The 22998-nt window shown below is 70.2% G+C and carries 22 protein-coding genes and 1 pseudogene; 18 read left to right on the top strand and 5 right to left on the bottom strand.

The window, feature by feature from the left end:
- Positions 1–188 precede the first annotated feature (188 nt).
- Entirely contained in the window at positions 189–1148 is a 960-nt protein-coding gene (locus ACZ6TU_RS14850) for an expansin EXLX1 family cellulose-binding protein (RefSeq protein WP_467669583.1), read from the top strand.
- On the opposite strand, the gene ACZ6TU_RS14845 is transcribed toward ACZ6TU_RS14850, so the two are convergent.
- Positions 1078–1947 (bottom strand): HAD family hydrolase, encoded by an 870-nt coding sequence (locus ACZ6TU_RS14845; RefSeq protein ID WP_467669581.1) that lies wholly within the window; start codon positions 1945–1947, stop codon positions 1078–1080. The two genes, ACZ6TU_RS14850 and ACZ6TU_RS14845, sit on opposite strands and share 71 nt — an antisense overlap.
- Positions 1948–1949: 2 nt before the next feature.
- Positions 1950–2897 carry an RNA polymerase sigma-70 factor gene (locus tag ACZ6TU_RS14840; protein WP_467669579.1) on the bottom strand — a complete coding sequence of 316 codons (948 nt, stop codon included), beginning with the start codon at positions 2895–2897 and terminating at the stop codon, positions 1950–1952.
- Positions 2898–3071: 174 nt separating this feature from the next.
- On the opposite strand from ACZ6TU_RS14840, the gene ACZ6TU_RS14835 reads away from it, so the two are divergent.
- Both ACZ6TU_RS14835 and ACZ6TU_RS14830 read left to right on the top strand, forming a co-directional pair.
- Positions 3072–3839, top strand: coding sequence for an SDR family oxidoreductase (locus ACZ6TU_RS14835; protein WP_467669577.1), 768 nt, complete (start codon positions 3072–3074; stop codon positions 3837–3839).
- 78 nt (positions 3840–3917) lie between these two features.
- Entirely contained in the window at positions 3918–6026 is a 2109-nt protein-coding gene (locus tag ACZ6TU_RS14830) for an autotransporter (RefSeq protein ID WP_469548569.1), read from the top strand.
- A gap of 3 nt (positions 6027–6029) precedes the next feature.
- Here the strand turns inward: ACZ6TU_RS14830 and ACZ6TU_RS14825 are convergent, their stop codons facing one another.
- Together ACZ6TU_RS14825 and ACZ6TU_RS14820 are read right to left on the bottom strand one after the other, a co-directional pair.
- The gene (locus tag ACZ6TU_RS14825) at positions 6030–6854 is read right to left on the bottom strand and encodes an MOSC domain-containing protein (RefSeq protein ID WP_469548567.1); all 825 of its coding nucleotides are present in this window, start codon (positions 6852–6854) and stop codon (positions 6030–6032) included.
- A gap of 41 nt (positions 6855–6895) precedes the next feature.
- Positions 6896–8014, bottom strand: a complete 1119-nt coding sequence (locus ACZ6TU_RS14820; RefSeq protein ID WP_469548566.1) for an aminoglycoside phosphotransferase family protein — start codon at positions 8012–8014, stop codon at positions 6896–6898.
- 46 nt (positions 8015–8060) lie between these two features.
- Between ACZ6TU_RS14820 and ACZ6TU_RS14815 the strand changes: the two genes are divergently transcribed.
- Positions 8061–8594, top strand: coding sequence for an SMI1/KNR4 family protein (locus tag ACZ6TU_RS14815; protein WP_469548562.1), 534 nt, complete (start codon positions 8061–8063; stop codon positions 8592–8594).
- On the opposite strand, the gene ACZ6TU_RS14810 is transcribed toward ACZ6TU_RS14815, so the two are convergent.
- Positions 8591–9958: an amino acid permease gene (locus tag ACZ6TU_RS14810; RefSeq protein WP_469548559.1), complete on the bottom strand. Its 1368-nt coding sequence runs from the start codon at positions 9956–9958 to the stop codon at positions 8591–8593. The two genes, ACZ6TU_RS14815 and ACZ6TU_RS14810, sit on opposite strands and share 4 nt — an antisense overlap.
- Before the next feature lie 129 nt (positions 9959–10087).
- Between ACZ6TU_RS14810 and mmuM the strand changes: the two genes are divergently transcribed.
- The 14 genes and pseudogenes from mmuM to ACZ6TU_RS14740 all read left to right on the top strand — a co-directional run bounded on the left by mmuM (position 10088) and on the right by ACZ6TU_RS14740 (position 22890).
- Complete coding sequence (gene mmuM / locus ACZ6TU_RS14805) at positions 10088–10999, top strand: homocysteine S-methyltransferase (protein WP_467669565.1); 912 nt, start codon at positions 10088–10090, stop codon at positions 10997–10999.
- A gap of 158 nt (positions 11000–11157) precedes the next feature.
- Positions 11158–12213: a LacI family DNA-binding transcriptional regulator gene (locus ACZ6TU_RS14800; protein WP_469548555.1), complete on the top strand. Its 1056-nt coding sequence runs from the start codon at positions 11158–11160 to the stop codon at positions 12211–12213.
- Positions 12214–12259: 46 nt separating this feature from the next.
- Positions 12260–12426: pseudogene (locus tag ACZ6TU_RS14795) on the top strand (IS1380 family transposase); the annotation flags it as partial.
- 526 nt (positions 12427–12952) lie between these two features.
- Positions 12953–13876: an AfsR/SARP family transcriptional regulator gene (locus ACZ6TU_RS14790; protein ID WP_469549188.1), complete on the top strand. Its 924-nt coding sequence runs from the start codon at positions 12953–12955 to the stop codon at positions 13874–13876.
- A gap of 200 nt (positions 13877–14076) precedes the next feature.
- Positions 14077–14304, top strand: coding sequence for a thioviridamide family RiPP peptide (tvaA, locus tag ACZ6TU_RS14785; protein ID WP_467669559.1), 228 nt, complete (start codon positions 14077–14079; stop codon positions 14302–14304).
- A gap of 116 nt (positions 14305–14420) precedes the next feature.
- Complete coding sequence (locus tag ACZ6TU_RS14780; RefSeq protein ID WP_467669557.1) at positions 14421–15413, top strand: phosphotransferase family protein; 993 nt, start codon at positions 14421–14423, stop codon at positions 15411–15413.
- A complete protein-coding gene (locus tag ACZ6TU_RS14775; protein WP_467669555.1) occupies positions 15410–16420 on the top strand; it encodes a T3SS effector HopA1 family protein in 1011 nt (336 codons plus the stop codon). Before ACZ6TU_RS14780 ends, ACZ6TU_RS14775 begins: the two co-directional genes overlap by 4 nt.
- Positions 16417–17316, top strand: coding sequence for a phosphotransferase family protein (locus tag ACZ6TU_RS14770; protein ID WP_467669553.1), 900 nt, complete (start codon positions 16417–16419; stop codon positions 17314–17316). The genes ACZ6TU_RS14775 and ACZ6TU_RS14770 overlap by 4 nt, the downstream gene beginning before the upstream one ends.
- Complete coding sequence (locus tag ACZ6TU_RS14765; RefSeq protein ID WP_467669551.1) at positions 17316–17933, top strand: flavoprotein; 618 nt, start codon at positions 17316–17318, stop codon at positions 17931–17933. The genes ACZ6TU_RS14770 and ACZ6TU_RS14765 overlap by 1 nt, the downstream gene beginning before the upstream one ends.
- Before the next feature lie 22 nt (positions 17934–17955).
- Positions 17956–19152: a 50S ribosomal protein L11 methyltransferase gene (locus ACZ6TU_RS14760; RefSeq protein ID WP_469548552.1), complete on the top strand. Its 1197-nt coding sequence runs from the start codon at positions 17956–17958 to the stop codon at positions 19150–19152.
- Positions 19149–20504, top strand: a complete 1356-nt coding sequence (locus ACZ6TU_RS14755; protein ID WP_469548550.1) for a YcaO-like family protein — start codon at positions 19149–19151, stop codon at positions 20502–20504. Before ACZ6TU_RS14760 ends, ACZ6TU_RS14755 begins: the two co-directional genes overlap by 4 nt.
- An 11-nt stretch (positions 20505–20515) precedes the next feature.
- On the top strand, positions 20516–21229 hold the full coding sequence (locus tag ACZ6TU_RS14750) for a TfuA-like protein (RefSeq protein ID WP_467669545.1): 714 nt from the start codon (positions 20516–20518) through the stop codon (positions 21227–21229).
- Complete coding sequence (locus ACZ6TU_RS14745; RefSeq protein ID WP_469548547.1) at positions 21204–22088, top strand: phytanoyl-CoA dioxygenase family protein; 885 nt, start codon at positions 21204–21206, stop codon at positions 22086–22088. The genes ACZ6TU_RS14750 and ACZ6TU_RS14745 overlap by 26 nt, the downstream gene beginning before the upstream one ends.
- The gene (locus ACZ6TU_RS14740; RefSeq protein ID WP_469548545.1) at positions 22072–22890 is read left to right on the top strand and encodes a C1 family peptidase; all 819 of its coding nucleotides are present in this window, start codon (positions 22072–22074) and stop codon (positions 22888–22890) included. Before ACZ6TU_RS14745 ends, ACZ6TU_RS14740 begins: the two co-directional genes overlap by 17 nt.
- Positions 22891–22998 lie beyond the last annotated feature (108 nt).

Raw genomic sequence — 22998 nt, 5'->3', positions numbered from 1 at the left:
GTCGTCTGACATTTCGAACACCATCTGTCATTACGAACGCCGAAAAGGTAAGGGTGTGCCACGAGGAGGTCAACGGGTCTGACGGGACAAAGACGGCCGGGTGCGGAAAGGGGGGCAACCTTTCCGGCGCCGACGACGACTGGTGGGTCGAAAGCGCGCATTCCCCTGAACCACGTAAGGACGCAACCGTGGCATCCCATTCCCGCCGCCGTCCCCTCCGCGAGCGGCGCACGGCCCTCGTCCTCGCCGTCGCCGTGGCAGCCGTGGGAGTTCTGCTGTCCCTGATGATCGCACTCCGCCCCGACAGCGAGCCGAACGCCGTGCGAGCCGCTGCCGAGCCCGCCGCCGGCAACCAGTCGAGTGCCCCGGCCGCGACACCGGAACAGAAGGCCAAACCGAGCCCGAAGCCGAAGCCGAAGCCGAAGCCGTCCAAGGCATCCCCGACGCCGACCGCGACCACCCCGTCGGCGCGGACCTCGCCCACCAGCGCCCCGCGGTCCTCACCGCGGCCGGTGTCCGGCACGGCACCGCTGGCGGGACGTATCCAGCCCCAGGTCACCTACGAGGGGGTCGCCACCCACTACGACGCCGCGGACGGCGACGGCGCCTGCCTGTACGGCCCGAGCCCCGACCTCATGGTCGCGGCGATGAACCACACCGACTACGAGACGTCCAAGGCGTGCGGGGCGTACATCCTCGTCCGGGCGGCGAACGGCGCCTCCGTCACGGTCCGGGTCACCAACGAATGCCCGCTGCCCTGCGCCCCCGGGCAACTCGACCTCAGCAAAGAGGCCTTCGCCAAGCTCGCCGGCCTCTCCGCCGGCCGGATCCCGATCACCTGGAGCCTGCTGAGCCCCAGCACGTCCGACACCGTCTCGATCCGCTACAAGACCGGCTCCAGCCGCCACTGGTGCGGCATCCAGGCACTCGGCCACCGCAACCCGCTGGCCCGCCTGGAGGTGAAGACCGGCAGCGGATGGAGCCGGCTGACCCGTACCGAGTACAACTACTTCCTCTCCCCCGACGGCACGGGCTGCGGCGGCGCCCTGAGGCTCACCGACATCTACGGCGAACAGCTCACCGTCGACGGCATCGCGATTCGTCCGGACGCGGTACAGCCGAGCCGTGTCCAGTTCGCCCGGCACTGAGCGGTCGCATCAGGTGGTCGGGTAGGTCGGTGAGCCGTTCGATGCGCGGCACCGTCTCGTCCGCCGTCGGCGATGGTCCACCGGTGACGAAGTCGATGCCGCGATCCAGCCAGATGCCGGTGAGCCCGGCGAGGGCGGCCGCGTTGACATCGCTTTCCAGCATGTCGCCCACGTTGACCGTCTGCGCGGGGTCCGTCCGCATCCACCGGCAGGCGGTCGCGTAGGCGGCTGGCTTGGCCGCACCGAGCTCGGCCGGGGTCAGGACAGCTTCGAAGTATGCGAGGAGGCCGAAGCGGGCGAGCTTGGCACGCTGCTGCTCGGGGTCTCCGTTGCTGAGAACAGCCAGACGCGGCCCTCGGGGAAGCCGTTTCAGGGTCTCCAGGCACGGCTGGACATCGGGATAGCACCGCCAGGACTCCTCGAACACGGTGAGGTAGCGCTCGGCGATCCAGGCGTCCAGAAGGCCGGGACTTGTCGGAACCGGCTCGCCGAGCATCGGCAGGAAAGAACGGAGCCTGCGTCGGTGGTGCTCGGCGAAGGAGCACTGACCGGCCAGGTATTCCCGCATGTGGCGCGCCTCCAGCGTCCACCACAACGCCACCAGCTCCTCCGGTGGAGCCGTCGCGTTCGGCGCGGCCTGGACGATCCGGCCGATCGTTTCGAAGACCGCGCTTCGATGATCGACCAGGGTGCCGTCCAGATCGAAGAAAATCACATCCGCCATCGAATGATCCTTCCGTGGTGCCTGTCCCTGCCGCCAGGGGAATTCTCGGCGGCGGCCTGCCCCGGCACAGATCAAGCTCAACGGCTGACGGCGGTTTCCCGCCCCACGCGCGACAGCTTCTCGGGATTGCGGACGTGGTAGGCCCCGGTGACGTAGCCGTTCTCGACGCGCACAGCCACGACGCCGTCGACCTCCCCGTCGACCCGGACGAGCAGGCCCGGGCCGCCATTGATCTGAGCCGGCTCGACCGACCTTTCGGCTTCGCGCCTCCACCAGCCGCCCGCCAGCAGGCGGGCCACCTCGTCCGCGCCCACGATGGGCCGCAGCAGGGCGTGCTTGACTCCGCCGCCGTCGCTCAGGGCGACGACGTCCGGGGCGAGGATGTCGAGCAGGCTCTGCAACTCGCCGGTTTCGACCGCTCGCTGGAAGGCCTGGAGCGCGGCTCGGGTCTGGGCCGGGGAGACGGTGCCGCGTGGTCGGCGCGCGGCGACGTGCGCCCGTGCGCGATAGGCGAGCTGGCGGACCGCGGCCGGGCTCCTGCCGACGGCTTCGGCGATCTCGTCGTACTCGAGATCGAACACCTCGCGCAGCACGAACACCGCCCGTTCGACCGGCGCCAGCGTCTCCAGCACCAGCAGCATCGCCATCGAGATGCTGTCGGCCAGTTCGACGTCCTCGGCCACGTCCGGCGCGGTCAGCAACGGCTCGGGCAGCCACGGTCCGACGTAGGACTCCTTGCGCCGGCCGAGGGCCCGCATCCGGTCCAGTGCCTGCCGGGTGACGATCCGCACCAGGTAGGCACGTTTCTCCCGCACGGTTGCCGGATCGACGCCCACCCATCGCAGCCAGGTCTCCTGCAGGACGTCTTCGGCGTCGGCGGCCGAACCGAGCATCTCGTAGGCGACGGTGAACAGCAGATCACGGTGGGCGACGAACACTTCGGTGGCGGCGTCCACCGACTCCACCCGGTCGGCACGGTCAAGTGGCCCGGCTGTGCCCGTGGTTCGTTCGCTGCGCTCGCTCATACCCGGCTCCCGCCTGTCCGTTCCCGGTCCTGCTCCACTCACTGGACGCCGGTCCCGGCCGTCCTGTAACACCCCCGATCGGTGGCCTGCGTCACGCGACCGCGACTGTTACAGGCGCCGGGGCGCCGGCGTCTCGTGTTCGTCAGGACCGACCCGATGCGAAGGGCATGGACCATGAGCACCAGTAAGTTCGCAGTGGCAGGAGCAACCGGGCGGCTGGGACGCCACGTCGTGGACGTCCTGGCGGAACGGGGGCACCACGCCGTGCCGATGTCCCGCGCCACCGGCGTGGACATCATCACCGGTGAGGGCCTGGCCGAGGCGCTCACCGGGGTCGACGTCATCATCGACGTCGCGTCATGGCACGCCTCCGACCAGGAGGCCGCCACGGAATTCTTCCGCACCGCCACCCGCAACCTGCACGAGGCCGGCCGGCATGCGGGAGCCGGCCGGATCGTCGCCGTGTCCATCATCGGCACGGACAAGGCCACCGCCGGTTTCGTCGCCGCCCAGCAGGTGCACGAGGAGGCCCACCTGTCCGGCCCGCTGCCCGCTCGCATTCTGCGGGCCGCGCAGTTCCATGAATTCGTCGGTCAGCTCCTGGAGTGGCAGCAGGGCGACGTCGCCTACATCCCGGCCCTGCCCACCCAGCTCGTGGCCTGCCGTACCGTGGCCGAAACGCTGGTCGACCTGGCCACCGACCCCGACGTGCCCGGCCGGCCGGGTCCCGGAACACCGATCCCCGAGATCGCCGGGCCCCGCAGGGAGTCCATGGCCGAGGCGGCCAGACTCCTCGGTGCCCGCCGAGGCATCAAGGTTGTCGAGGTCGACGGCTCCGGCATGCCCGATGCCGAGACCGCGGCGGCCGGCGGTTTCCTGCCCAGCCCGCACGCCAAGCTCGCGGGCCCCACCTTCGATGAGTGGCTCAACACCCAGCCCTGATACTGCCCTGATACGGACGGACGGACCCGGCGGCCGATTTTCTGTTATCGGCCGCCTGCCACCCGCGTCTCCCCTCCCGTGCGCAGTCTCACCCACACCACAGCAGCGGCCGCCGGTGTCCTCGCGGCGGTCGCCTCCCTGCTCTTCGCTCCCCCGGCGGTGGCCGCCGGTCCACGGGACATCACCGCCGACGTGCTGGCCGACCGGGACGTGACGCTCACCGGTGACACGGCCGTCACCGTGCCGCCCGGGACGACCACGTACGACGGCGTGTTCCGGGGCGAGGGCACACTCACGGTGCGCGGCAGCGGGACACTGGTCCTCACCAGGGACAGCGACTTCACGCTCCCCGAGCCCCGGCGGCGGCAGCGGGTGCGGACGCCGGGCGGGAACCACCCGTACGTCACCGTCACCAGCCCCGACCCGCCGGCGGTCACGGTGGAGCGCGGTGCGACGCTCCAGTACGGCGACGGCGGTACGACGGGACTGATCGGCCACTTCCCGTACAACACCCCGGCGTTCCGCCTCAACCAGGACAACATCCGGGTCGACGGCACCCTGCGGCTGTCGCTGAGGAGCGCGTACAACCTGGGCACCATCAGCGGCTCCGGGCTGATCACCCAGCCGAGGTTCCTGTGGGGCACCTGGGACCTGTCGGGCACGCACTCCTTCTCCGGGGTGATCGACAACGGCACGCAGCTGAACGCCGGCCGCCCGGAGTACGCGACCTCGCTGCCGAACGTCCGCAAGGTCCTCAACCAGGGCACCTGGACCGTCGACACGCCGCTCGGCCGGACCGTCACGATGGGCATGGACTTCTACCAGCGCGAGTACGGCAGTGACATCAACGTCCAGTCGCGGCCCGGCGGCAAGGTGATCCTGACCGGCCAGTACAGCTGGTCGGACCGGGGCGGCGACAGCGACCCGTCACTCAGCGACCCGGCCCTCAACTGGACGCCCGCCCGCAAGAACGTCAACAAGCGCGGCACCAACATCAAGGGCGCGAACGTCCAGTGGGGCGACGGCACCACGGACAAGATCTTCATGCCGGGCACCGCCGAGACGGTCTACATCAACCTCCTGGCCGCCCGCTCCCGTTCCCGCCTCACCTTCGACTACGACGGCCCGGTGACGCTCGGCGCCCCCATCGGCGGCGGCAGGTTCCACGACACCCTCTCGGCCCCCGGCGCCGGCGACATCGTCATCGCCGGAACCCCCGGCAACGACGTGACGTTCGCGGCCGTCCAGTACTACGACGGCTCCACGACGGTGGAGAAGGGGGCGGTGCTGCGCCTGGGCAGCGGGAAGCGCGGCGGCGACGGCGGGCTGTACACGGCAGGCGCCCGCTACAAGGTCGTCAACGACGGCTCGCTCGTCCTGCGCAACACGAAACGGCCCCTCACCCTCTCCCGTATCGGCGGCAGCGGCTCGCTCACCCAGTCGGGCACCGCTAGGACGACGCTGACGGGTCCCGCTGTCACATACACCGGGACGACCACCGTCTCCAAGGGCACGCTGGCCCTGCGAAAGGGCGCCAACCTCACTCGCAGCAAGGCCATACGGCTCACGGCGGCCGGGGCACGGCTGGACCCGGGCCCGGCGGGCCTGCGCGTCGCGACCGCGCTCACCGGCAAGGGCACGGTCGCGGGACCGGTGACGAACGAAGGCGCCGTCACGACCGGCCTCACCGTGAACGGCGGCTACACGCAGAGCTCGGATGGCTCGCTGATCCTGCGCGGCAAGCCGCTGAAAGTGACGGGGACGGTACGGCTGGCAGGGGACCTCGACGTGTCGGCCGTGGGAAGCCGGGGCCGGTCCGCTCGGGAGATCACCGTCCTCGACCACAAGGGCGACGGCAGGATCTCGGGAACATTCAAAGGGCTGCGGCAAGGCGCCCGTCTCAAGCTCGGCGACACCACCTACCGCATCGACTACCGGGCGGGAGACGGCAACGACGTCGCCCTGACCACCGAAACCGTCCCGAGCCCCTCCCCCACCGCGCCCGAGGCGTCCGCGTCCGGCGCCGTGGCACCCCGGAACGCCGGTGCGTCGGAGGACGTCGGCTTCGGCTGGTGGCCGTACGCGCTGGGGCTGGCGCTCGTCGTCAGCCTCGCCGTACCGATGGCGACGCGACGCAGCCGGAGCCGGCGTCGTGGCGGTCGGCACGCGGGCCGAGCGCGGCAGTGAGGCTCACAGCTCGGACTCGCCCCACGACGTGACGGCGACGTCGCCCACGGACACCCTGCCGGGCAGCAGCACGGCGAACTTCGCGCCGAAGGCGACGCCGCCCTCGGACGCCCGCCGGTAGCCGGCGAGGGTGCGCAGCGGTTCCGGGCCCGCCTTGGCCCCGGATTCCTGCTCGACCAGGGTGACGGCGCAGCGGATGGCGAGCTTGGCATAGCCCAGTTCGGTGTCGCCGAAGCGGAGGTGGCGGGCGCGGTCCTCGGTGTGCGGTTCGTCCCAGCCGTCGAGCACGATGTTGGGGCGGAAGCGGTTCATGGGGAGCGGGCTCGCGCCGCGTTCGCTCAGTTTCCGGTTGAGGAGGTCGAGGGTGGCGCGCGAGACGACGTGCAGGGCGCAGCTGTCGGCGTAGCCGGAGGTGCCCGGTGTCATGCCGTCGGTCACCCGGTCGTGCTCCGGCGGTACGCGCACGAGCCGGCTCCGGGCCCGCAGCACGTCCGAGAGCCAGTCGGCTGCCGCCTGACCCTGGTCGATGCCCTGGTAGGCGGTCCCGAACAGGTCCACCTGCTGCCGGGGGCCGGATGTGTCCACACGGAGGTGAAGGGGCTCGGTCCCCGGTGCGCCGAGCGTGAGGCGTTCGCCGTCGGCGGTGATGGCGGGCCGGATGACGGCCAGCCGGGGGTCCCGGCGCTGGGTCCGGTACACGCCTTCTTCGCTGACGACCATGAAGCTGCGGTCGTGCGCCAGTCCGGCCAGTGTCAGCGGTGCCTCGGTCACCGATGTCCCGGCGCATCCCTTGACCGGGTAGTACGACAACTCGACGACGCGGGCCATGCCCTTCCCTTCTCCCGGCAGTGAGCCTCAGGTGTCCGCCGTCAGCGGCCGCTCGGCGCCTCCGGGAAACCGAGCTGGGGAGCCAGCAGCCGGGCCTCGGCCGCCCAGTCGGCGAGGAAGGCGAGGGTCAGGCCGCGTTCGCGGTAGCGGAGTCCGGCGGGGACGGCGCCCTGGCCGCCGTAGGCCGGCTGCTCTTCGTCCGCCCGGGCGAGCATCAGTGCGGTGAGCCAGTCGTACTTCACGGCGGAGGCGCACACGCCGAGCCGTACGAGCCGTTCGTCGCCGCGCCAGCCGCTCTCGTGCAGGCCGTGCAGGTAGGCGTCGTAGGCCGCCTTGGCCAGGCCGGGGAGGTCGGCGGCGGGGACGAACAGGTCGAAGACGGAGTCGGGGAGGTAGTTGCCGAGGTCCTCGCCGAGTGCGCCGTCCCCGGCGAACGCCCAGTCGAACACGACACTGTCGCGGCCGTCGCAGCGGACGTTGGCCGGCCACTGGTCGAGATGGCAGAAGGCGCGCGGCAGGGACTCCATGACCGTGAGGAACCACTCGCGGTCGTGGCGGAGGCGGACCATGTCCTCGCGCAGGCCCGCCGGGAAGTGCTCCCGGGCCAGGGGGTGCCGCCAGGCCTCGTCGTCATCGAGCAGGTCCTGGCCCGTCGTCTTGGAAGCCGTGTAGTCGCGCAGGAAGCGCTGCGACAGCCACGGCCGGTCCTCCCCCGCCCCCACCGCGCCCTGCGCGGCCCCGAGTCGGTGCGCGTGCTCGACGTGCCGGGTGAGCGGCCAGGCCGTCGCCGGTTCGCCCGGCACGTCCTCCAGCCACAACGCCAGGTCACCGTCGGGGCGTTCGACACAGGCCAGCAGCCGGGGCGCGCGGATGCCGTGCCGCTGCCAGACCCGGGCGAGCCCCGACTGGTAGACGTACGCCTCCCGGCGCCAGAAGTTCCAGTGCCGTGGGTCGTTGGAGGCGGCCCACGTGACGCTGGTCTCCTTGGTCCGCGTCAGCACCTTCAGGACGGCCGACCGGCCGCCGCCCGTGACACGCCACACGCCCGCGGTGACGCCGTTCAACGGGTTGTGCGTGAGAGGTACGAGGGTCGTCCTTCCGGGGGCTGCGGAATCGAAAATCTCGCGAAACTCGGCTTCCGCCACGGCGACTTCAGGCATCCCGTCAGCTTACGGTGAGGTCCATCCGAGACCAGCAGGAGGACACATGGAGCCCGCTCCGCTCGGCGAGTCGTGGCAGCGCGTGGAACGCTGGCTGGAGGAACGCGGGCGCGCCCGGGAGTTGGCGCCCGGGGCCACCTCGGCGGACATCGCCCGGGCCGAGAAGCAGCTCGGCACGAGCCTCCACCCCGACCACGCCCTCCTGTTACTGGGCCACAACGGCAGCGGCAGCTTCTGCCTGCCGCCCTTCTACGAGATCCTGAGCACCGACGAGGTCGTGACCGTCTGGCGGTCCAAGACGAAGGTCTGGGGTGACGGCTCTCCCCCCGCCTACGCCCCGTCGTGGGTCCCCTTCGCCTCCGACGGCGCGGGCGGTGTGCTCCACCTGGACGTCTCCCGGCCGCACGAGCGCATCCAGGAGCACGACAAGCTGGGCGCCTCCCACCTGTCCTCCCACCCCATGTGGAGTTCCCTGACCGCGCTGCTGCACTGCACCGCGGACGCGCTGGAAACCGGTCGGTACCTGGACGGTTACCGGCGTCCAGGTGACGACAGCTCGTTCCTGCTGTGGGAGTCCTAGGCGGCCGCCTCCCGCCGCCCCCGCAGCCACACGTACACCGGAATGCCGGCGAACAGGAACAGCACGCCCTGGTAGACGGCCGCGTATCCGGCGCCCGCGATCAGCCAGAACGAGAAGCCGAAGGAGAGGACGGCGACGATCAGGTCGCGGACCAGGCCTGCGGGGCGGACGCGGTCGCGGGTGCCGCGGGCCAGCCAGTACAGCTGGGCGGCGGCCGACAGCAGGTACGGCACGCAGCCGGTGAACGTGGTGATCAGGACGAGGACGCGGAAAGTAGTGTCCGGGCCCGCGGTGTAGTTGAGGGCGATGAGGAGCGTGCCGAGGATCGCGCAGGCCCAGACGCCGAAGCCGGGGACGCCGCCCTTGCCGACCCGGGCGAAGGGCGCGGGGAAGAGACCGTCGCGCGCGGCGGCGTACGGCATCTGCGCGGCCATGAGGATCCAGCCGTTGAGGCAGCCGGTGATCGAGACGACGGCGACCAGGGCGATGGCCGTGCCGCCCCAGGAGCTACCGGTGAGGGCGTTCACCGCGTCGGCGAACGGGGCGCCCGAGTCGACGAGCCGGCTGTGCGGGACGAGGCCGAACACGGCGACCGTGCCGAGGATGTAGACCAGGGCCGAGGCCAGTGTGCCGAGGACGCTCGCCCGGGCGACCGTGCGCTCGGGATCGCGGACCTCGCCCGCGCTGACCGCGGCCGACTCGACCCCGAGGAAGCTGTACAGCAGCAGCGCGGCGGAGGCGGCCAGCGCGCCGGGGACGCTCTGGCCGGAGGCGTTGAACGGGCCGAAGTTGTCCGCGTCGACGAAGAACAGGCCGACGGTGGCCAGCAGGAGCAGCGGTACGAACTTCAGGACGGTGGAGACGACCTGCACCGTGCCGACCCAGCGGGTGCCCGCGAAGTTCGCCGCGGCCGGCAGCCAGAGAGCGGCCATGGCGACGGCTGCCTGGAGGGCGTGGTTGCCGTGCAGGGGTATCAGGACCTCGACGTAGCCGACGACCGCGACGGCCAGGGCGGCGATGCTGACCCAGCACATCGTCCAGTACGACCAGGCCGACAGGAACCCGGCGAACTCGCCGAACGCGTCCCGCGGGTAGACGTACAGCCCGCCGGTGACCGGGCTGCGCCGCGCCAGCCTGCCGAAGAGCAGGGCGAGCAGCACGGCCCCGACCGAGAGCACGAGGAAGGCGAGCAGGCTGATCGTGCCGTAGGGGGCGACGGTGGCGGGCAGGGCGAAGATGCCGCCGCCGATGATGTTGCCCATGACGAGGGCCGTGGCGGCGGCCAGGCCGAAGGTGCGGCGGGGAGGAGGCGCCGGGGCCGACTCGACGGTTTCGGCGGCCTCGGCGGGGCTGGGGACGGTCATGGGCGTTCCTGACGAGCGGAGGGGGAGGGCCGTGATCGTAACCCGACATCCCACATGTTGGGCGACCTGTTCATGTACTGGACACAATCGGCTGGGGTCCGCCGCCGGGTCTCGACTACGGTCGTTCGTATGACCAGCACCCTCACCCTCGCCGAAGCCCTCGCCGCCGGGACGGTCGTCCTCGACGGCGGCATGTCCAACCAGCTCGAGTCGGCCGGGCACGACCTGAGCGACGAGCTGTGGTCGGCGCGGCTGCTCGCGGAACAGCCGGAGGCGATCACCGAGGCGCATCTCGCCTACTTCCGGGCGGGCGCGGACGTGGCGATCACGGCCAGCTACCAGGCCACGTTCGAGGGCTTCGCCAAGCGCGGGATCGATCACGACCGGGCGGCCGAACTCATGGCGCTCAGCGTCGAGTCGGCACGGGACGCGGCCCGGCTCGCCCGCGTCTCCCGCCCGCTGTGGGTGGCGGCCTCGGCCGGCCCGTACGGGGCGATGCTCGCGGACGGCTCCGAGTACCGGGGGCGCTACGGCCTCACGGTCGACGAACTGGAGCGCTTCCACCGCCCCCGCCTGGAGGTGCTGGCCGCCGCCCGCCCCGACGTCCTCGCCCTGGAGACCGTCCCCGACGCCGACGAGGCCACCGCTCTGCTGCGGGCCGTGCGCGGGCTCGGGGTGCCGGCCTGGCTGACGTACTCCGTCGCCGGTGGCCGCACGCGCGCCGGGCAGCCACTGGAGGAGGCCTTCGCCCTGGCCGCCGAGGCGGACGAGGTGATCGCGGTCGGCGTGAACTGCTGCGCGCCCGAGGACGTGGACACCGCCGCCGCGACCGCGGCCCGGGTCACCGGCAAGCCGGTCGTCGTCTACCCCAACAGCGGCGAGATCTGGAACGCCGACTCCCGCGCCTGGACCGGCCGTTCCACCTTCACCGCCGACCAGGTGCAGGGCTGGCAGCAGTCCGGTGCCCGCCTGATCGGCGGCTGCTGCCGGGTGGGCCCGGAGGCGATCTCGGGCATCGCGGGGACGCTGGGGGCGGCATAGGAGCGTACGTGCCCACCACCGGTTCACCAGTCCGCGCACAACCCTCCTCCCCCTCCCCTCCCCACTGCTAGCCTCCGTCCTGGGAACCGGTTGCCATGGCGTTGCCGCAGTTCCCGCGGGGTGGGTGCGGACCGGCGCCCGGGAGAGACGAGGCAGGCATGACGAGGAAGAGCGGGGACGCGAGCCGCAGCACCATCCGGGACGTGGCGGCCCGCGCGGGGGTCTCGGCGTCGACGGTGTCCCGAGTGCTCGGCGGTGTGTACCCGGCGAGCGCGGCGACACGTGGGCGCGTCATGCGGGCGGTCCGTGATCTGGACTACGTCGCGGACGCGCGGGCGAAGGCGATCGCGGGCGTCGGCACGCCCACGCTCGCGTTCGTGCTGGAGGACATCACCGGCCCGTCGTTCGCGCACATGGCACACGGCGTCGAACGCGAGGCGACCCGCCTCGGCCACCTCTGCCTGGTGTGCAGCACGGAGGGCGACGTCCAGCACGAGCTGGAGTTCGTCGAGATGATGCGCGCCCAGCGCGCCGCCGCCGTGATCCTGGTCGGCGGCACCGCCGACACCCCCGAGTACCGCGAACGCACCCACCGCATGGCCGACTCCCTCGCCTCGGCCGGTTCCCGCCTGGTCCTCTGCGGCAGACCACCACTGGACCCCGGCGCCCCGGTGACGGTCATCGAGTATGACAACGAGGGCGGCGCCTACACCCTGGTCGCCCACGTCCTCGCCCAGGGCCACCGCCGGGTGCTGTTCCTCGGCGGCCGGGCGGACCACACCACGGCCCTGGGCCGCGAGCGGGGCTATCTCGCGGCCCACCGGGCCCGGGGCCTCACCCCCGACCCGTCCCTCCTCCTGCACGGCGACTTCACCCGCGACGCGGGCCACCGCCTCGTGCAGCAAGCGCTCAAGGAGAACCTCGACTTCACGGCCGTCGTGGCCGCCACCGACATGGTCGCGGCGGGCGCCCTCACCGCGCTGCACGAGGCGGGCCTGACCGTCCCCGGCGACGTCTCCCTCGCCGGCTACGACGACATCCCCTTCGCCCGCGACCTGCACCCCGCCCTGACGACGGTCCACGTCCCCTACGAGGAACTCGGCCGCCTCGCCGTCCGCACGGCCCTGGAACGCACGCCGGGCGCGCCCGACGAACATCTGCTGCTGGGCACGCACGTGGTCGTACGCGACTCGGTGGGACGGCTTCCGGCCTGAAGCCGGGAGCCTCGCGTCGAGGCAATTGACCGGGCTCCGGTATGGCTGCCTGGCCGGCATCGGCATGCTGCGGGCCGAGCCGGCCGTGTTCGGGCCGATGGCCTTGGATCCGACAGTCTCCCGGCTGAGCGACACGCTCGCAGCGGGCGGCCAGGACGCTCTGAACGCGATCCGCGGTGTCGATCCCAAGTGCGCCGACGGGTATGGAAGTTGGTCGACGTGCCGATGCTGATGCGACCGGTTCTGTGAAGGGCCCCGGCCCCCGGGCCTCGACCCTGAGGTGGGGGCTGCGGTGACCGGTCTGCTCAGGCCGGACCGCGTCCCGGCTGCCCGCGAGACCGCCCCGCGGAACCACCTGCCCCTGCACGGCACCGCGCAGAACAGGGTCTGGCTGAAGATCCGTCCAGATCGCACCACCGAACGGGAAACGGTCTGCCGACTCCGCCGGCAAACCGTCAGGAAAGATCGAGGCCAATACGCCGAAGTCAGTAAACAAGCACGGCGAACGGTGTCGACGCCGTTCAAGCGTCGGATTGCGGCGCATGGCCAACGCATTTGTCCGATTCAACGGGTGGCGATCACGGAGTGGCCGGTGTTACATGGTGTGAATGTCGCGGACTGTAGCTTCAGTGGGACAACAGCGCTCCGGCTGAGGCGGGTTGACACTGCCCGGCCACCCAGGGGGGGTGGCCGGCTAGCTTTTCAACGGTGCTCCGTTTCCGCTGCGGAGCCCGTCGGCATGATGACCATGACGACCGGGGGAAGTCACGTGAGTCAACCGGGCATAGCCCTGCCATCAGCGCGGACGCGCGAAGCAGCAGGCGACCTGACAACGCGCCCGGGGGTGTGGTCAGATCAGTCGTCGGCGCTGAAGTTCGGCCTCCTCGGTCCGGTAGTCGTCTGGAGTTTTGATCCGAACCGCAACGAGGCTGTTGAGCAGCTGCTCTCGGAGAACAAGGTCCGGGGCGCACTCGCCGCTTTACTGCTGCGAGCCAACCTGTTCGTGACCCAGACGCAGTTAGGGAACCTGCTGTGGGACGTCCCTCCCGAATCCGCGCGGCCGAACATCCGGTCCTACGTCGCCCGAGTGCGCAAAGCGCTCGACTTCGCCGACCCAGGGGTGGTGCGGCTGTCGTCGGTCAAGCGCGGAGGACCGTCGGACGGCGGGTCCTATCGCCTGCGCGTGGATCCCATGGAACTGGACGCCGACGTCTTCGTGCGCCTGGTGCGGCACGCGGGTGAGGAGACCACGGCAGGCGCGCTGGCCAACGCCGCGGCGACGCTGCGACTCGCACTGAGCCTGTGGCGGGGCGACGCCGGCCACACGGATCTCGCGGTCGCGGACGTCCTGCGAAGGCAGCTCGACGCCCTCAACGCGCTCCGGCTGGTGGCACAGGAGGATCTGCTGTCGCTCCAGTTCCGCCTCGGGGAGCACCGGCTCCTGATTCCGGAGATCCGAGCCCTGCTCGCCGAGCACCCGCTGAGGGAAGGGCTCTGGGCCCATTTGATGCGCGCGTACTACCGAACTGGTGACATCGGCTCGGCCCTGAACGCCTATCAGGAGTGCTGGCGGCTACTCGACCGCAATCTCGGGGTGCGACCGGGTGCTGTGCTGCAACAGTTGCACAGGGCTGTCCTGCATCGCGACGACGATTCTGTCTGAGGTTCAAACGATCTTCTTTGCCCAGTTTTCGCGTAGCGCGAATAGGGTGATCCACAGCGGGTGCTCGCCTTTTCTGAACAGTGAAATCCGCTTCCTGATTCCGTTGCTCATTCGCAGGCAATGCGTTCGCCATGCGCGGCCGTGCAAGGATGCTTTTTGGCAGCCCACCCTGGGTTGCAAAACTGATGGGGAGGAATCGAATGACCGCGCCAACCCCAAATATCGAAGAACTCATCGATCAGATCAAGGCCGATGAAGCGAACTCGGCGACCACGGTCGACTCGATCGACGCGTCGTTCAGCGAGCTGGCCGGGGTTTCCTCCGAGGAGCTTCAGAAGTTCCTCGAGGAGCAGGTGGGGATGAACCCGGACGAGGGTGTCCAGGGCACCTTCGTCTCCGTCGTCGTCACGCCTGCGACTCACTGCTGATATCAGCGGTCATGACAGAAAGTACAGGAGCACTCGAGCTTCTGCGCGCCCGGGCGCTGGGGTTTTTCACCCCGCGCCCGGGTCGGCGCCCCGCGCCACGTCAGGCCGGAAACGTCATGGAGGAGTTCCAGCCCGACCGCACGGCGCTGGCCATGCTGGGGCTCACGGAGGACCGGGTGGTCCGAGTGGAGCGGTGCGCCTCACGGCGGGTCGTACTGATGGTGGAGCTCGCCGACGGATCGGCCTGCCTGGTGAAGTTCCCCGACACCGACACGGAACTGGACAACGACTACGAGCGCGTCGTGCTGGGCATGCTCGAGGACCTGGAGCTTTCGCCGAGGGCCAGGCAGGCGGTACCCCGGCTGGTCGCCTGCGGCAGCGGTACGCGCGCGATCGCTCTGGACGTGGTCAAGGACTGCGACAGCCTGCGTGAACTGACGCAGCGCGACCCGGAAGTCGATGTCCGCCACCTGGTGAACCTGGCCGCCGCCTTGGTGGACCTGCACCAGGCGCCGGTCCAGGACGCCTACCGCAAGTTCCCGGAGTGGCTGCTCCATCCCCCCGTGCCCATGTCCACCCAGCTGACGCCCTATGAGTACGCCCACGGAGCGGGGCTCGACTTCGACATCTACCTGCGGGTCATGCAGGAGCTGGAAGCGCACTTCCGTGAACTCCACGAGCAGTGGCGGCCGGACACGATCGTCCACTACGACCTCAGGGACGACAACATCCTGTTCCCCCGCGAGCCCGGCGCGGACTGTGTCGTGCGTCTGATCGACTGGGAGCTCGCCGGGTTCGGGGACCCGTGCTACGACGTCGGCTATCTGGTCGGCCAGTTCCTGGTCGAATCGGTGCGCAGACACGGTGACACCGAGGCTCTCAGCACGGCGCGACGCAACGCCCGCACCTTCCTGAGCGCCTATCGCACGCTCTCGGGGATCACCTCGGACATGGAACTGCGCGTCCTGCGCTACGCCGGAGTCTCCCTGCTGCTCCAGGCCGCGATGCGCCTGCAACAACTAGGCATGCTCACCCAGGTCGGCCACCTGTGCCTGCTGTACGGCAAGCGGCTCATCACCGACCCGACACTGAAGGTGATCATGAAATGACGGAGTACCTCGACGTCGTCCGACGGATCGCCGACGAGGTGGTCATCCTCGACGAGCGCACGTTCTGGCACCCCCGGTTCGGCAGGCTCACCCCGCCGAGGGACATGGAGGCGAGACCCGACTACCCGGTGGTCTCCTACCTCTCCCGCCTGATCTACCTGACCTACTACGCGGGAGACGACGCCGCCGCCCGTCTGCTGGTCGGGGGTGGCCGGGCGGTCGCGGCGCTGGTGGACCACGAGGACTACGCGTTCACCGAGCTTCTCCACGCGGCGAACACCGGCACCGGCTACCGCGTGCCGGGGTGGCGTGTCCGCGAGGCCAGGGACGGTGGCTGGCTGGTCGAGAAGGACGGCATCTCGGTGCTCGCGGCTGCCGAGGAACTGGTTCACGACGATCCGGTCGAGGTCGGCACCACGGTCTCGGTGGTCCTTCCGCCGTGCCGACGCTACGCGGTGCTCGGCTGGTACATGGCCGTGGGGGACGAGGGACCGCCGCACAAGTCCGACGAGTCCACGATGGTCCGGATCTACTTCACGCCGGCCGGGCCGGAGGCGGCCCCGGAGGTCATGCGCGTCGTGACGACGGCCGTGAACCACCGGCGGATCCCCTTCAGCTTCAAGATGGCCAACGACCCGACCGCCTACGTCCGGCGCGATGCCGGTGTGCTGTACCTGCGCGAGTCCGACTGGCTCGGACACCAGGCCGTGGTACCGGAGATGCACGCCCAACTCGCGGACAGGCTCCGCGACGACCGGCCCTGCTTCGTCAAACCGTTGCTGCCCGGCATCTCCTTCGCGGTGGAACCGCAGCTGCGCGGACGCACGGTGAGCTTCGGGGAGAACCGCTGCGCCCTAGTGGCGGAAGGTCTCGCCGACGCCCACGCCCGAGGGGTCACCGACCTCGACGGCCGGGTCGAGGCGATCGCCGACCGGTTCCGCCAGGAGGGCCTGTCGGTCGAACGGCCCTACGAGGCACCCCGGCCATTGCTCGAGGTCCCGCGATGACGGCCGGTGCCGCGACGGCGGCCACCGAGCGGTCGATGGACGGCCCGTTCGTGACGCGCCGCTGCGTGCGCTCCGGGGCCGGGTACCGGTGGTTCGAGCAGGCGGTGGCGCCGGGCGACTACCTGGACACCACCCAGATGCGGCAGCTGGCCGATCTGATTCCCACCTCTGGCGAGGCGGTGGCGGCGCTGCCCGAACTGGTCCGGCCTGACCTGGCGGCCTGGCCCGTGATGCCCACGCCCTCCCTGCTGTGCGACGCCCTCTTCGGCGCCCCTCCCGATGCGGGCGCCGACCACTGGGCGAGCGCGTGTGAAGACCTCGGGACCTTTCTCGGCCGCATGCACTCCGCACCCGCCGCCGAAGCGGAGTCCCTGCCCGTCCGCGGCCACGCGGCCTGGCTGCCCCCGGGCTCCGCCTGCACGGACAGGGTGGATGCCGCGCGTGCCGGTCTGGCCGGGTTCGGCGGCGGGGTGCTCGCGTCGGCCGCCGCCTCGGCAGGCGTGCAGCCCCGTCCGGACAGCGTGGTGCACGGCCGGTTCTCGTCCGGTCTGGTGGTGCCGCTGGCCCGTCCCGTGGTGCAGGGCTGGCGGGAGGCCGGGGTGGGAGATCCCGACCGGGATATCGCCTTCTTCCTCGCCGAACTCGTCGAGTCGGCCGCCGTGGGCACCGGTGGCGGCCGGTTCCCGGCGCTCGTCCGCGCCTTCCTCACCGGCTACGCCAGTGCCGGGGAGGGCCCCGGATCGGACCGGCTCCCTGCCCTGGTCGCGGACCGGCTGCTGGAGCACTACGCGCAGGCCGCCGTCCGGACCGGCTCGGCGGACCAGCTCGAACAGGTGGTGGCCAGGGTCACCGGGCGGTGGCGGGATCTGGTGGACCTCATCGAGGACGGAGGCTGATGAGCGAGACGCGACAGGACCTCAGCGGGGTCCAGCTCATGGTGTTCGGCTCCTGCTCCGTCGCGGTGCTGGGCCTGCCGCACATCCTGCTGTGGCTCAAGGACCGGCTCCGGCTGCGGCGGATCCGGGTCGTCCTGACCCCGATGGCCACCCGGCTGGTCACCGTTGACTCGATCAAGCGGGTCGCCGGGTGCGAGGTCTACGTCGACTGGGACGACCTGCCCGCGCAAGCGCGTTCACATGTGTCACTGGCGGACTGGGCCCAGGTCGCCATCGTGTTGCCCGCCACGGCCGGCCTCGTCGGCAAGCTGGCCAACGGCATCGCGGACAACCTGGCGACGTCGACGATCATGGCCCTGTCCTGCCCGGTGATCGTGGTCCCGTCGACCAACGCCACGACATGGGCGAAACCGGCTGTGCGCCGAAACGTCCGGCAGCTGCGCGAGGACGGGTTCACCGTCGTGGAACCCGAAGAGGGCCTGGCCGTCGCGGGTGAGGCGACGGAACCGGGCTCCATGGGGGACTACCGGCCCGCTCTGCTGCGAGCACTGGTGCGTGCCGCGGAGGGCGCACCACAGGGCCAGTCAGGCAACAACGCAGAGAACATGGGGGATTGACGTGACCGTAGGTGCCAGTACCGTGCTCCGTCGCGCTCCCGAACTCCTCGTCGAGGTGGACAGTGCCCATCAGGTGCGCATCCACCACGATCGGCGGATCTTCGAGTTCGGACATCACGCGATATCGCTGCTCGACGTGTTCTACGAGCCCCGCACGCTGGCCGAGGGGGTCCAGCGACTGCGGCCGAGACTCACCGGCCACCGCGCCGTCGAGGAACTGATCGGCACGCTGACCGCGATGGTCAACGCGGGTGTCCTCACCACTGAGGCCCCGGAGGGTTACACCGACCTGATGTTCCCCATCGGGGGATACGGTCTGGCCTACCTGAACATCGCCATCCTGGAGGACCCGCTGCGCAAGGGGCTCTTCATCAAGGCGATCGAGGAGACCGTCACCCCTGACGACGTCGTCCTCGACCTCGGTACCGGCTCCGGGATCCTCGCGCTCGCCGCCGCTCGCGCCGGCGCCCGGCACGTCTACGCCCTCGAACCCGCCCGCTCCGGTGACCTCGCCGCCAAGGTCATCGCGCACAACGGCTACGCCGACAAGGTGACGATGATCCGCGGTTGGTCGACGACGACGGAACTGCCGGAACGGGCCACCGTGCTGACCACCGACATCGTCGGAAACGACTGCCTCGACATGGTGATCTGGGAGAACGTCCAGGACGCCCGCAGGCGGCTCCTGGCACCGGATGCCAGGCTCATCCCCGAGTCCTTCGAAAGCTATGTCTACCTCGCGTGTATGCCGGAGGACATGCGGGCGCGCCACCGAGTCCTCCCCGAGCACATCGAACGCTGGCAGGACAGGTTCGGGATGGACTTCTCCCCGATGCTGGAGGAGGACAACAAGCGGGTCGCGGGCTTCTACGAGCGCCCGGAGAAGGTGCAGCACTGGAAACGGATGTCAGAGCCCGTACCGCTGTACAACCTCGACCTGCACACCGACGTCCGGAAGTTCGCGAACACCGTGACCGTGCCCGTTTCGCAGCCCGGGGTGGTGAACGCAGCCATCGTCTTCTTCAAGGGCCGGATCGGCCCCACCACCTACCTGTCCACCGCACCGTGGGACGGCGGCGACCGGAGCCACTGGTTCACCGCGGGATGGGCCTTCGCGAACGGACGCACGGTGAAGCCGGGAGACCAACTGACACTGACCTACCACTACGAGGGCGACGGCCGCGCCAGCATCGTGCTGGACGGGGAGGAGACGCGGTGAAGCTTCGTACCAGTGCGCCCAAGGCGAACGGCGTCGGCGTCCACCGGGAGGTGACGAGCGCGCAGACCTACGCTCGGGTCAAGCCGCACCTGCTGCGCGCGGGCATCACACGGGTCGCCGACATCACCGGGCTGGACCGGATCGGGATCCCCGTGTACAACGCCATCTCGCCGCGCTCCAACGACATCATCTCGGTCTACAACGGCAAGGGGCTGACCGCGATCGACGCCAAGACCTCGGCGGTGATGGAGGGCATTGAGCGGTTCTCCGCCTGGCTGCCGAGGCGCCCCGACGCGATCGCGACGTACGACGAGCTGATCGCGCAGGGCAGGTCCGTGATGCACCCCGGCGAGTACGTCTTCGAGCTGGCCCCCTACTACGCCGACGACCTGCCGATCTCGTGGACCCTCGGGTACGACCTGCTGAACGAGGAGGAGGTGCTCGTCCCGCAGGACGGCGCCTGTTACTCACCGAAGTTCCACGAGGCGCCCTGCTACAAGATCACCACGACGAACGGCCTGGCCTCGGGCAACACGCTCGAGGAGGCGATCTGCCACGCGCTGTGCGAGGTGATCGAGAGGGACGCGATCACCATCAGCGAGGTGCTCAGCAGCCAGCTCTGTCAGGTGCTGGAGAAGGGGCTGTCCTCGGTGCCCGCGCAGTCGCGTGAGATCACCGGCTTCCTGCGGGAGCTCAACCCGCACGTCTCCGTCAGTTCGCTGCCGGCGCGGGCTCAGTCGCTCATCGCCAAGATCCACGCCGCTCGTCTGGAGATGCGGGTGATCCAGCTCAACAGCGACCTCGGCATCCCGAGCTTCATGGCCGCCACGGCCGAGGACATGGGCCCCACGGTGTCGCAGGGGCACGGCGGGTTCGGCACCCACCCGGACGCCGAGGTGGCGATCATCCGTGCCATCACCGAATGCGCACAGGGCCGGGTGGTCGACATCCAGGCGATGCGGGAGGACATATCCCTGCCGGGCACCGACGTGCCCAAGCACATGTATCACGTGCGCCGCTCGTCGACCTTCGACAAGGGCGCCTGGATCTGGAATCCGATGGACAAGGTGCTCGACGCCGCGGACCTCACCACGTACCGGCACGACGACGTGATGGACGACGTCCGGCTGATGCTGGCCCGGTTGAGCCGTGCCGGGATCAAGCGGGCGATCGTGGTCGACTTCTCGCCACCCCACATCCCCGTCAGCGTCGTGCGGGTGATCGTTCCCGGCCTCGAGTCATGGGCGGTGGACCACTGCAAGCTGGGTGACCGCGCGAGGGCGGCCTGGAAGCAGGCCGTGCAGGACATCTCGGCGCGGCACCGTGCCCTCGCCACGACGAACGCGGGATGAGGAGACCACCGATGAACGCTGTTGTGTACCTGGGGCCGAGCCTTCCCCTCGCGGCCGCCGTCGAGGAACTGGACGCGGAGTACCTGCCTCCGATCGCCCGGGGCGACCTGGCGGAATTGCTGAAGAGGCCCGAACTGCCGAAGGCCATCGGCATCGTCGACGGCAAGTTCCTCTCGACGCTGTGCGTCTCGCCGAAGGAGGTGCTCGATGTCGTCGACCGGGGCGTCAAGGTCTTCGGCTCCTCCAGCATGGGCGCGCTGCGGGCGGCCGAATGCCACCACTGGGGCATGGTGGGCGTCGGCAAGATCTTCGAGGCCTACCGCACGGAAGAGGTGGACGCCGACGACGAGGTCGCCATCGCCTTTGACGAGGAGACCGGGGCGCCCATCTCCGAGCCGATGGTCAACCTGCGTTTCGCCGTCGCCGCCGCGCTGGAGTCCGCCGTCGTGGGCTCGGCAACCGCCGAGGCATTCCTGCACGCGGCGACGAGTCTCTACTTCCCGCAGCGGTCCGCACGTGCGGCCCTGCACGCCATCCGAGGTGCCGTGCCCGACGACGAGCACGCGGCCCTGGCCCGCTACTTCGCCACCACCGCACCCGACACCAAAGCCGATGACGCCCGGTTGCTCCTCCGCGCCATGCGGGACTACCTGACGGGCAACCGGCAGCAGACCGTCGAGCGAGCCGTGGGGGTGCACCGTGGCGGAGTCGCCCTGCCCGCTTAGTCCGGAGCAGATCAGCTTCTTTCACCGGCAGGGCTATCTGATGCCCGTCGACGTGCTGACGCCGTCCCAGGTCGCGGAGGCCGTGACCGCCTACCGGACCTACCGCACGGTGACCGACCAGGCAGGTGGCCTGCTGAAGCGCCGCTGGAACTACCCCAAGATCCACTTGGTCGCGCGCTGGGCGGACGGGCTCGTCCACCACCCGCGACTGCTGGACCTCGCGTCCAGCCTCATCGGGCCGGATCTCCTGGTCTGGTCGACGAACCTGTTCGTACGCGAGGGGCACAGCGGCAGCAGACTGGCCTGGCACCAGGACGCGCCGTACTTCGGCTGGGAGGGAGCCGAGGGCAGCGCGGTGCGCGTCTGGCTCGCGCTGACAAGGACCAGCCGGGACAACGGCACGATGCTGTACTGCCGCCGGTCGCACAGGTCCGGTCTCCTCCGGCACGACTTCGCCGACCGCACACTCGCGGGCCTCATGCAGGGTGAGCAGGCGGACTACGACGTACACGAGGACGACGTGGTCGCGGTGGAGATCGAGGCGGGCCAGGCGTCGCTCCACCAGCCGACGACGGTGCACAGCAGCGGCCCGAGCGCCGTGGCCGAGGAGCGGATCTGCTTCGCTGTGGACTACCTGGCCCCGTCGGTCCGCCCGGTGCACGGGCCGGACAGCGCGCTGCTCGTCCGGGGCGAGGACCGGTACCGCCACTTCCTGCCGGAGCGACGCCCGGAAGCGGACTTCGCCCCGGACGCCCTCCGCGCCTTCCGGGAGGCGGTCCTCATGCGCGATCAGCGGTTGGCCACGGTCATGCGAGTGGTCCACGACGAACGGACGGCCGAGCGTGTCAGCGGCGGCTGAGCGGCTGGGGGACCTGGACCGCGACCCCGTCACGTTCCACTGGCAGGGCACCGGCATCACACCACCATGGCCCCAGGAGCGGGACGGCCCCGCCGGCCGTGTGGTCCTGGACGAGTGGTTCCCACCGGTGATCAACCAGGGAATGGTGCCGCTCTGCACCGCTGCCGTGGTCACGGCGCTCGCCTCCTACTTCGCCCGGCGGGCCCGGCAGGCGGAAATCGAGCCCTCGATCCTGTTCAACTACCGGATGGCACGCCGTCTGATGGGGCAACCCGATCGGCGTGGCGCGCACATCGACTCCAGCATCGCCGCCTGGCGGCGGTTCGGACTGCCGGATGAGGCGTCATGGCCGTGGACCGCCGAGACCGTGGACACCGACCCGGAGACCGGCCTCCGTCCGGCAGCGCACTGCACCTCGGACGTGGTCTCCTGGCGGATCCGCAAGGAGGAGCTCACGCCAGAGCGGTACCTTGGTACGTTGCGTGCCGCGATGCGTGCGGGGCTCCCGGTGGCGTGTGAGTTCCCCTTGTACACCTCACAGTTCTCCTCCTTCCGGACCGGTGCCATCCCGCTGCCCGGGGAGGGAGAGCGCTCGCTGGGCATGCACATCACGCTGCTGGTGGGTTTCGACGACACCGGACGTCACTTCCGGGTCCGCAACAGCTGGGGCGAGGAATGGGGCGAGCGGGGTTACGGCGCACTGCCCTATGCCTATTTCGAACGGAGTCTGGCGGGGGACAGTTGGTTGGTCGTGGAGCGGGACTGGATCGTATCGGCCGAGGAAAATATGAACAGTGAGTAGCAGGCCATCATCCGCGCGCATCGGTAGGGAACGTATGGGATCTGTTCAACGGCGGTTAAAAGCATCGGCCAACTCCGAGCGCGGCAGAATGGTGCGCGTCCTCAAATG

This window comes from Streptomyces sp. NPDC052064 (assembly GCF_055585925.1).
The sequence above is the reverse complement of the archived record's forward strand: the minus strand, read 5'-3'. Positions and strand labels throughout refer to the sequence as shown.

Excerpts from the sequence above, each read along its gene's own strand:
- ACZ6TU_RS14840 (WP_467669579.1), bottom strand. The coding sequence starts at position 2,897 with ATGAGCGAGCGCAGCGAACGAACCACGGGCACAGCCGGGCCACTTGAC.
- ACZ6TU_RS14835 (WP_467669577.1), top strand. The coding sequence starts at position 3,072 with ATGAGCACCAGTAAGTTCGCAGTGGCAGGAGCAACCGGGCGGCTGGGA.
- ACZ6TU_RS14825 (WP_469548567.1), bottom strand. The coding sequence starts at position 6,854 with ATGGCCCGCGTCGTCGAGTTGTCGTACTACCCGGTCAAGGGATGCGCC.
- ACZ6TU_RS14820 (WP_469548566.1), bottom strand. The coding sequence starts at position 8,014 with ATGCCTGAAGTCGCCGTGGCGGAAGCCGAGTTTCGCGAGATTTTCGAT.
- ACZ6TU_RS14815 (WP_469548562.1), top strand. The coding sequence starts at position 8,061 with ATGGAGCCCGCTCCGCTCGGCGAGTCGTGGCAGCGCGTGGAACGCTGG.
- ACZ6TU_RS14810 (WP_469548559.1), bottom strand. The coding sequence starts at position 9,958 with ATGACCGTCCCCAGCCCCGCCGAGGCCGCCGAAACCGTCGAGTCGGCC.
- mmuM (WP_467669565.1), top strand. The coding sequence starts at position 10,088 with ATGACCAGCACCCTCACCCTCGCCGAAGCCCTCGCCGCCGGGACGGTC.
- ACZ6TU_RS14800 (WP_469548555.1), top strand. The coding sequence starts at position 11,158 with ATGACGAGGAAGAGCGGGGACGCGAGCCGCAGCACCATCCGGGACGTG.
- ACZ6TU_RS14790 (WP_469549188.1), top strand. The coding sequence starts at position 12,953 with ATGATGACCATGACGACCGGGGGAAGTCACGTGAGTCAACCGGGCATA.
- tvaA (WP_467669559.1), top strand. The coding sequence starts at position 14,077 with ATGACCGCGCCAACCCCAAATATCGAAGAACTCATCGATCAGATCAAG.
- ACZ6TU_RS14780 (WP_467669557.1), top strand. The coding sequence starts at position 14,421 with ATGGAGGAGTTCCAGCCCGACCGCACGGCGCTGGCCATGCTGGGGCTC.
- ACZ6TU_RS14775 (WP_467669555.1), top strand. The coding sequence starts at position 15,410 with ATGACGGAGTACCTCGACGTCGTCCGACGGATCGCCGACGAGGTGGTC.
- ACZ6TU_RS14770 (WP_467669553.1), top strand. The coding sequence starts at position 16,417 with ATGACGGCCGGTGCCGCGACGGCGGCCACCGAGCGGTCGATGGACGGC.
- ACZ6TU_RS14765 (WP_467669551.1), top strand. The coding sequence starts at position 17,316 with ATGAGCGAGACGCGACAGGACCTCAGCGGGGTCCAGCTCATGGTGTTC.
- ACZ6TU_RS14750 (WP_467669545.1), top strand. The coding sequence starts at position 20,516 with ATGAACGCTGTTGTGTACCTGGGGCCGAGCCTTCCCCTCGCGGCCGCC.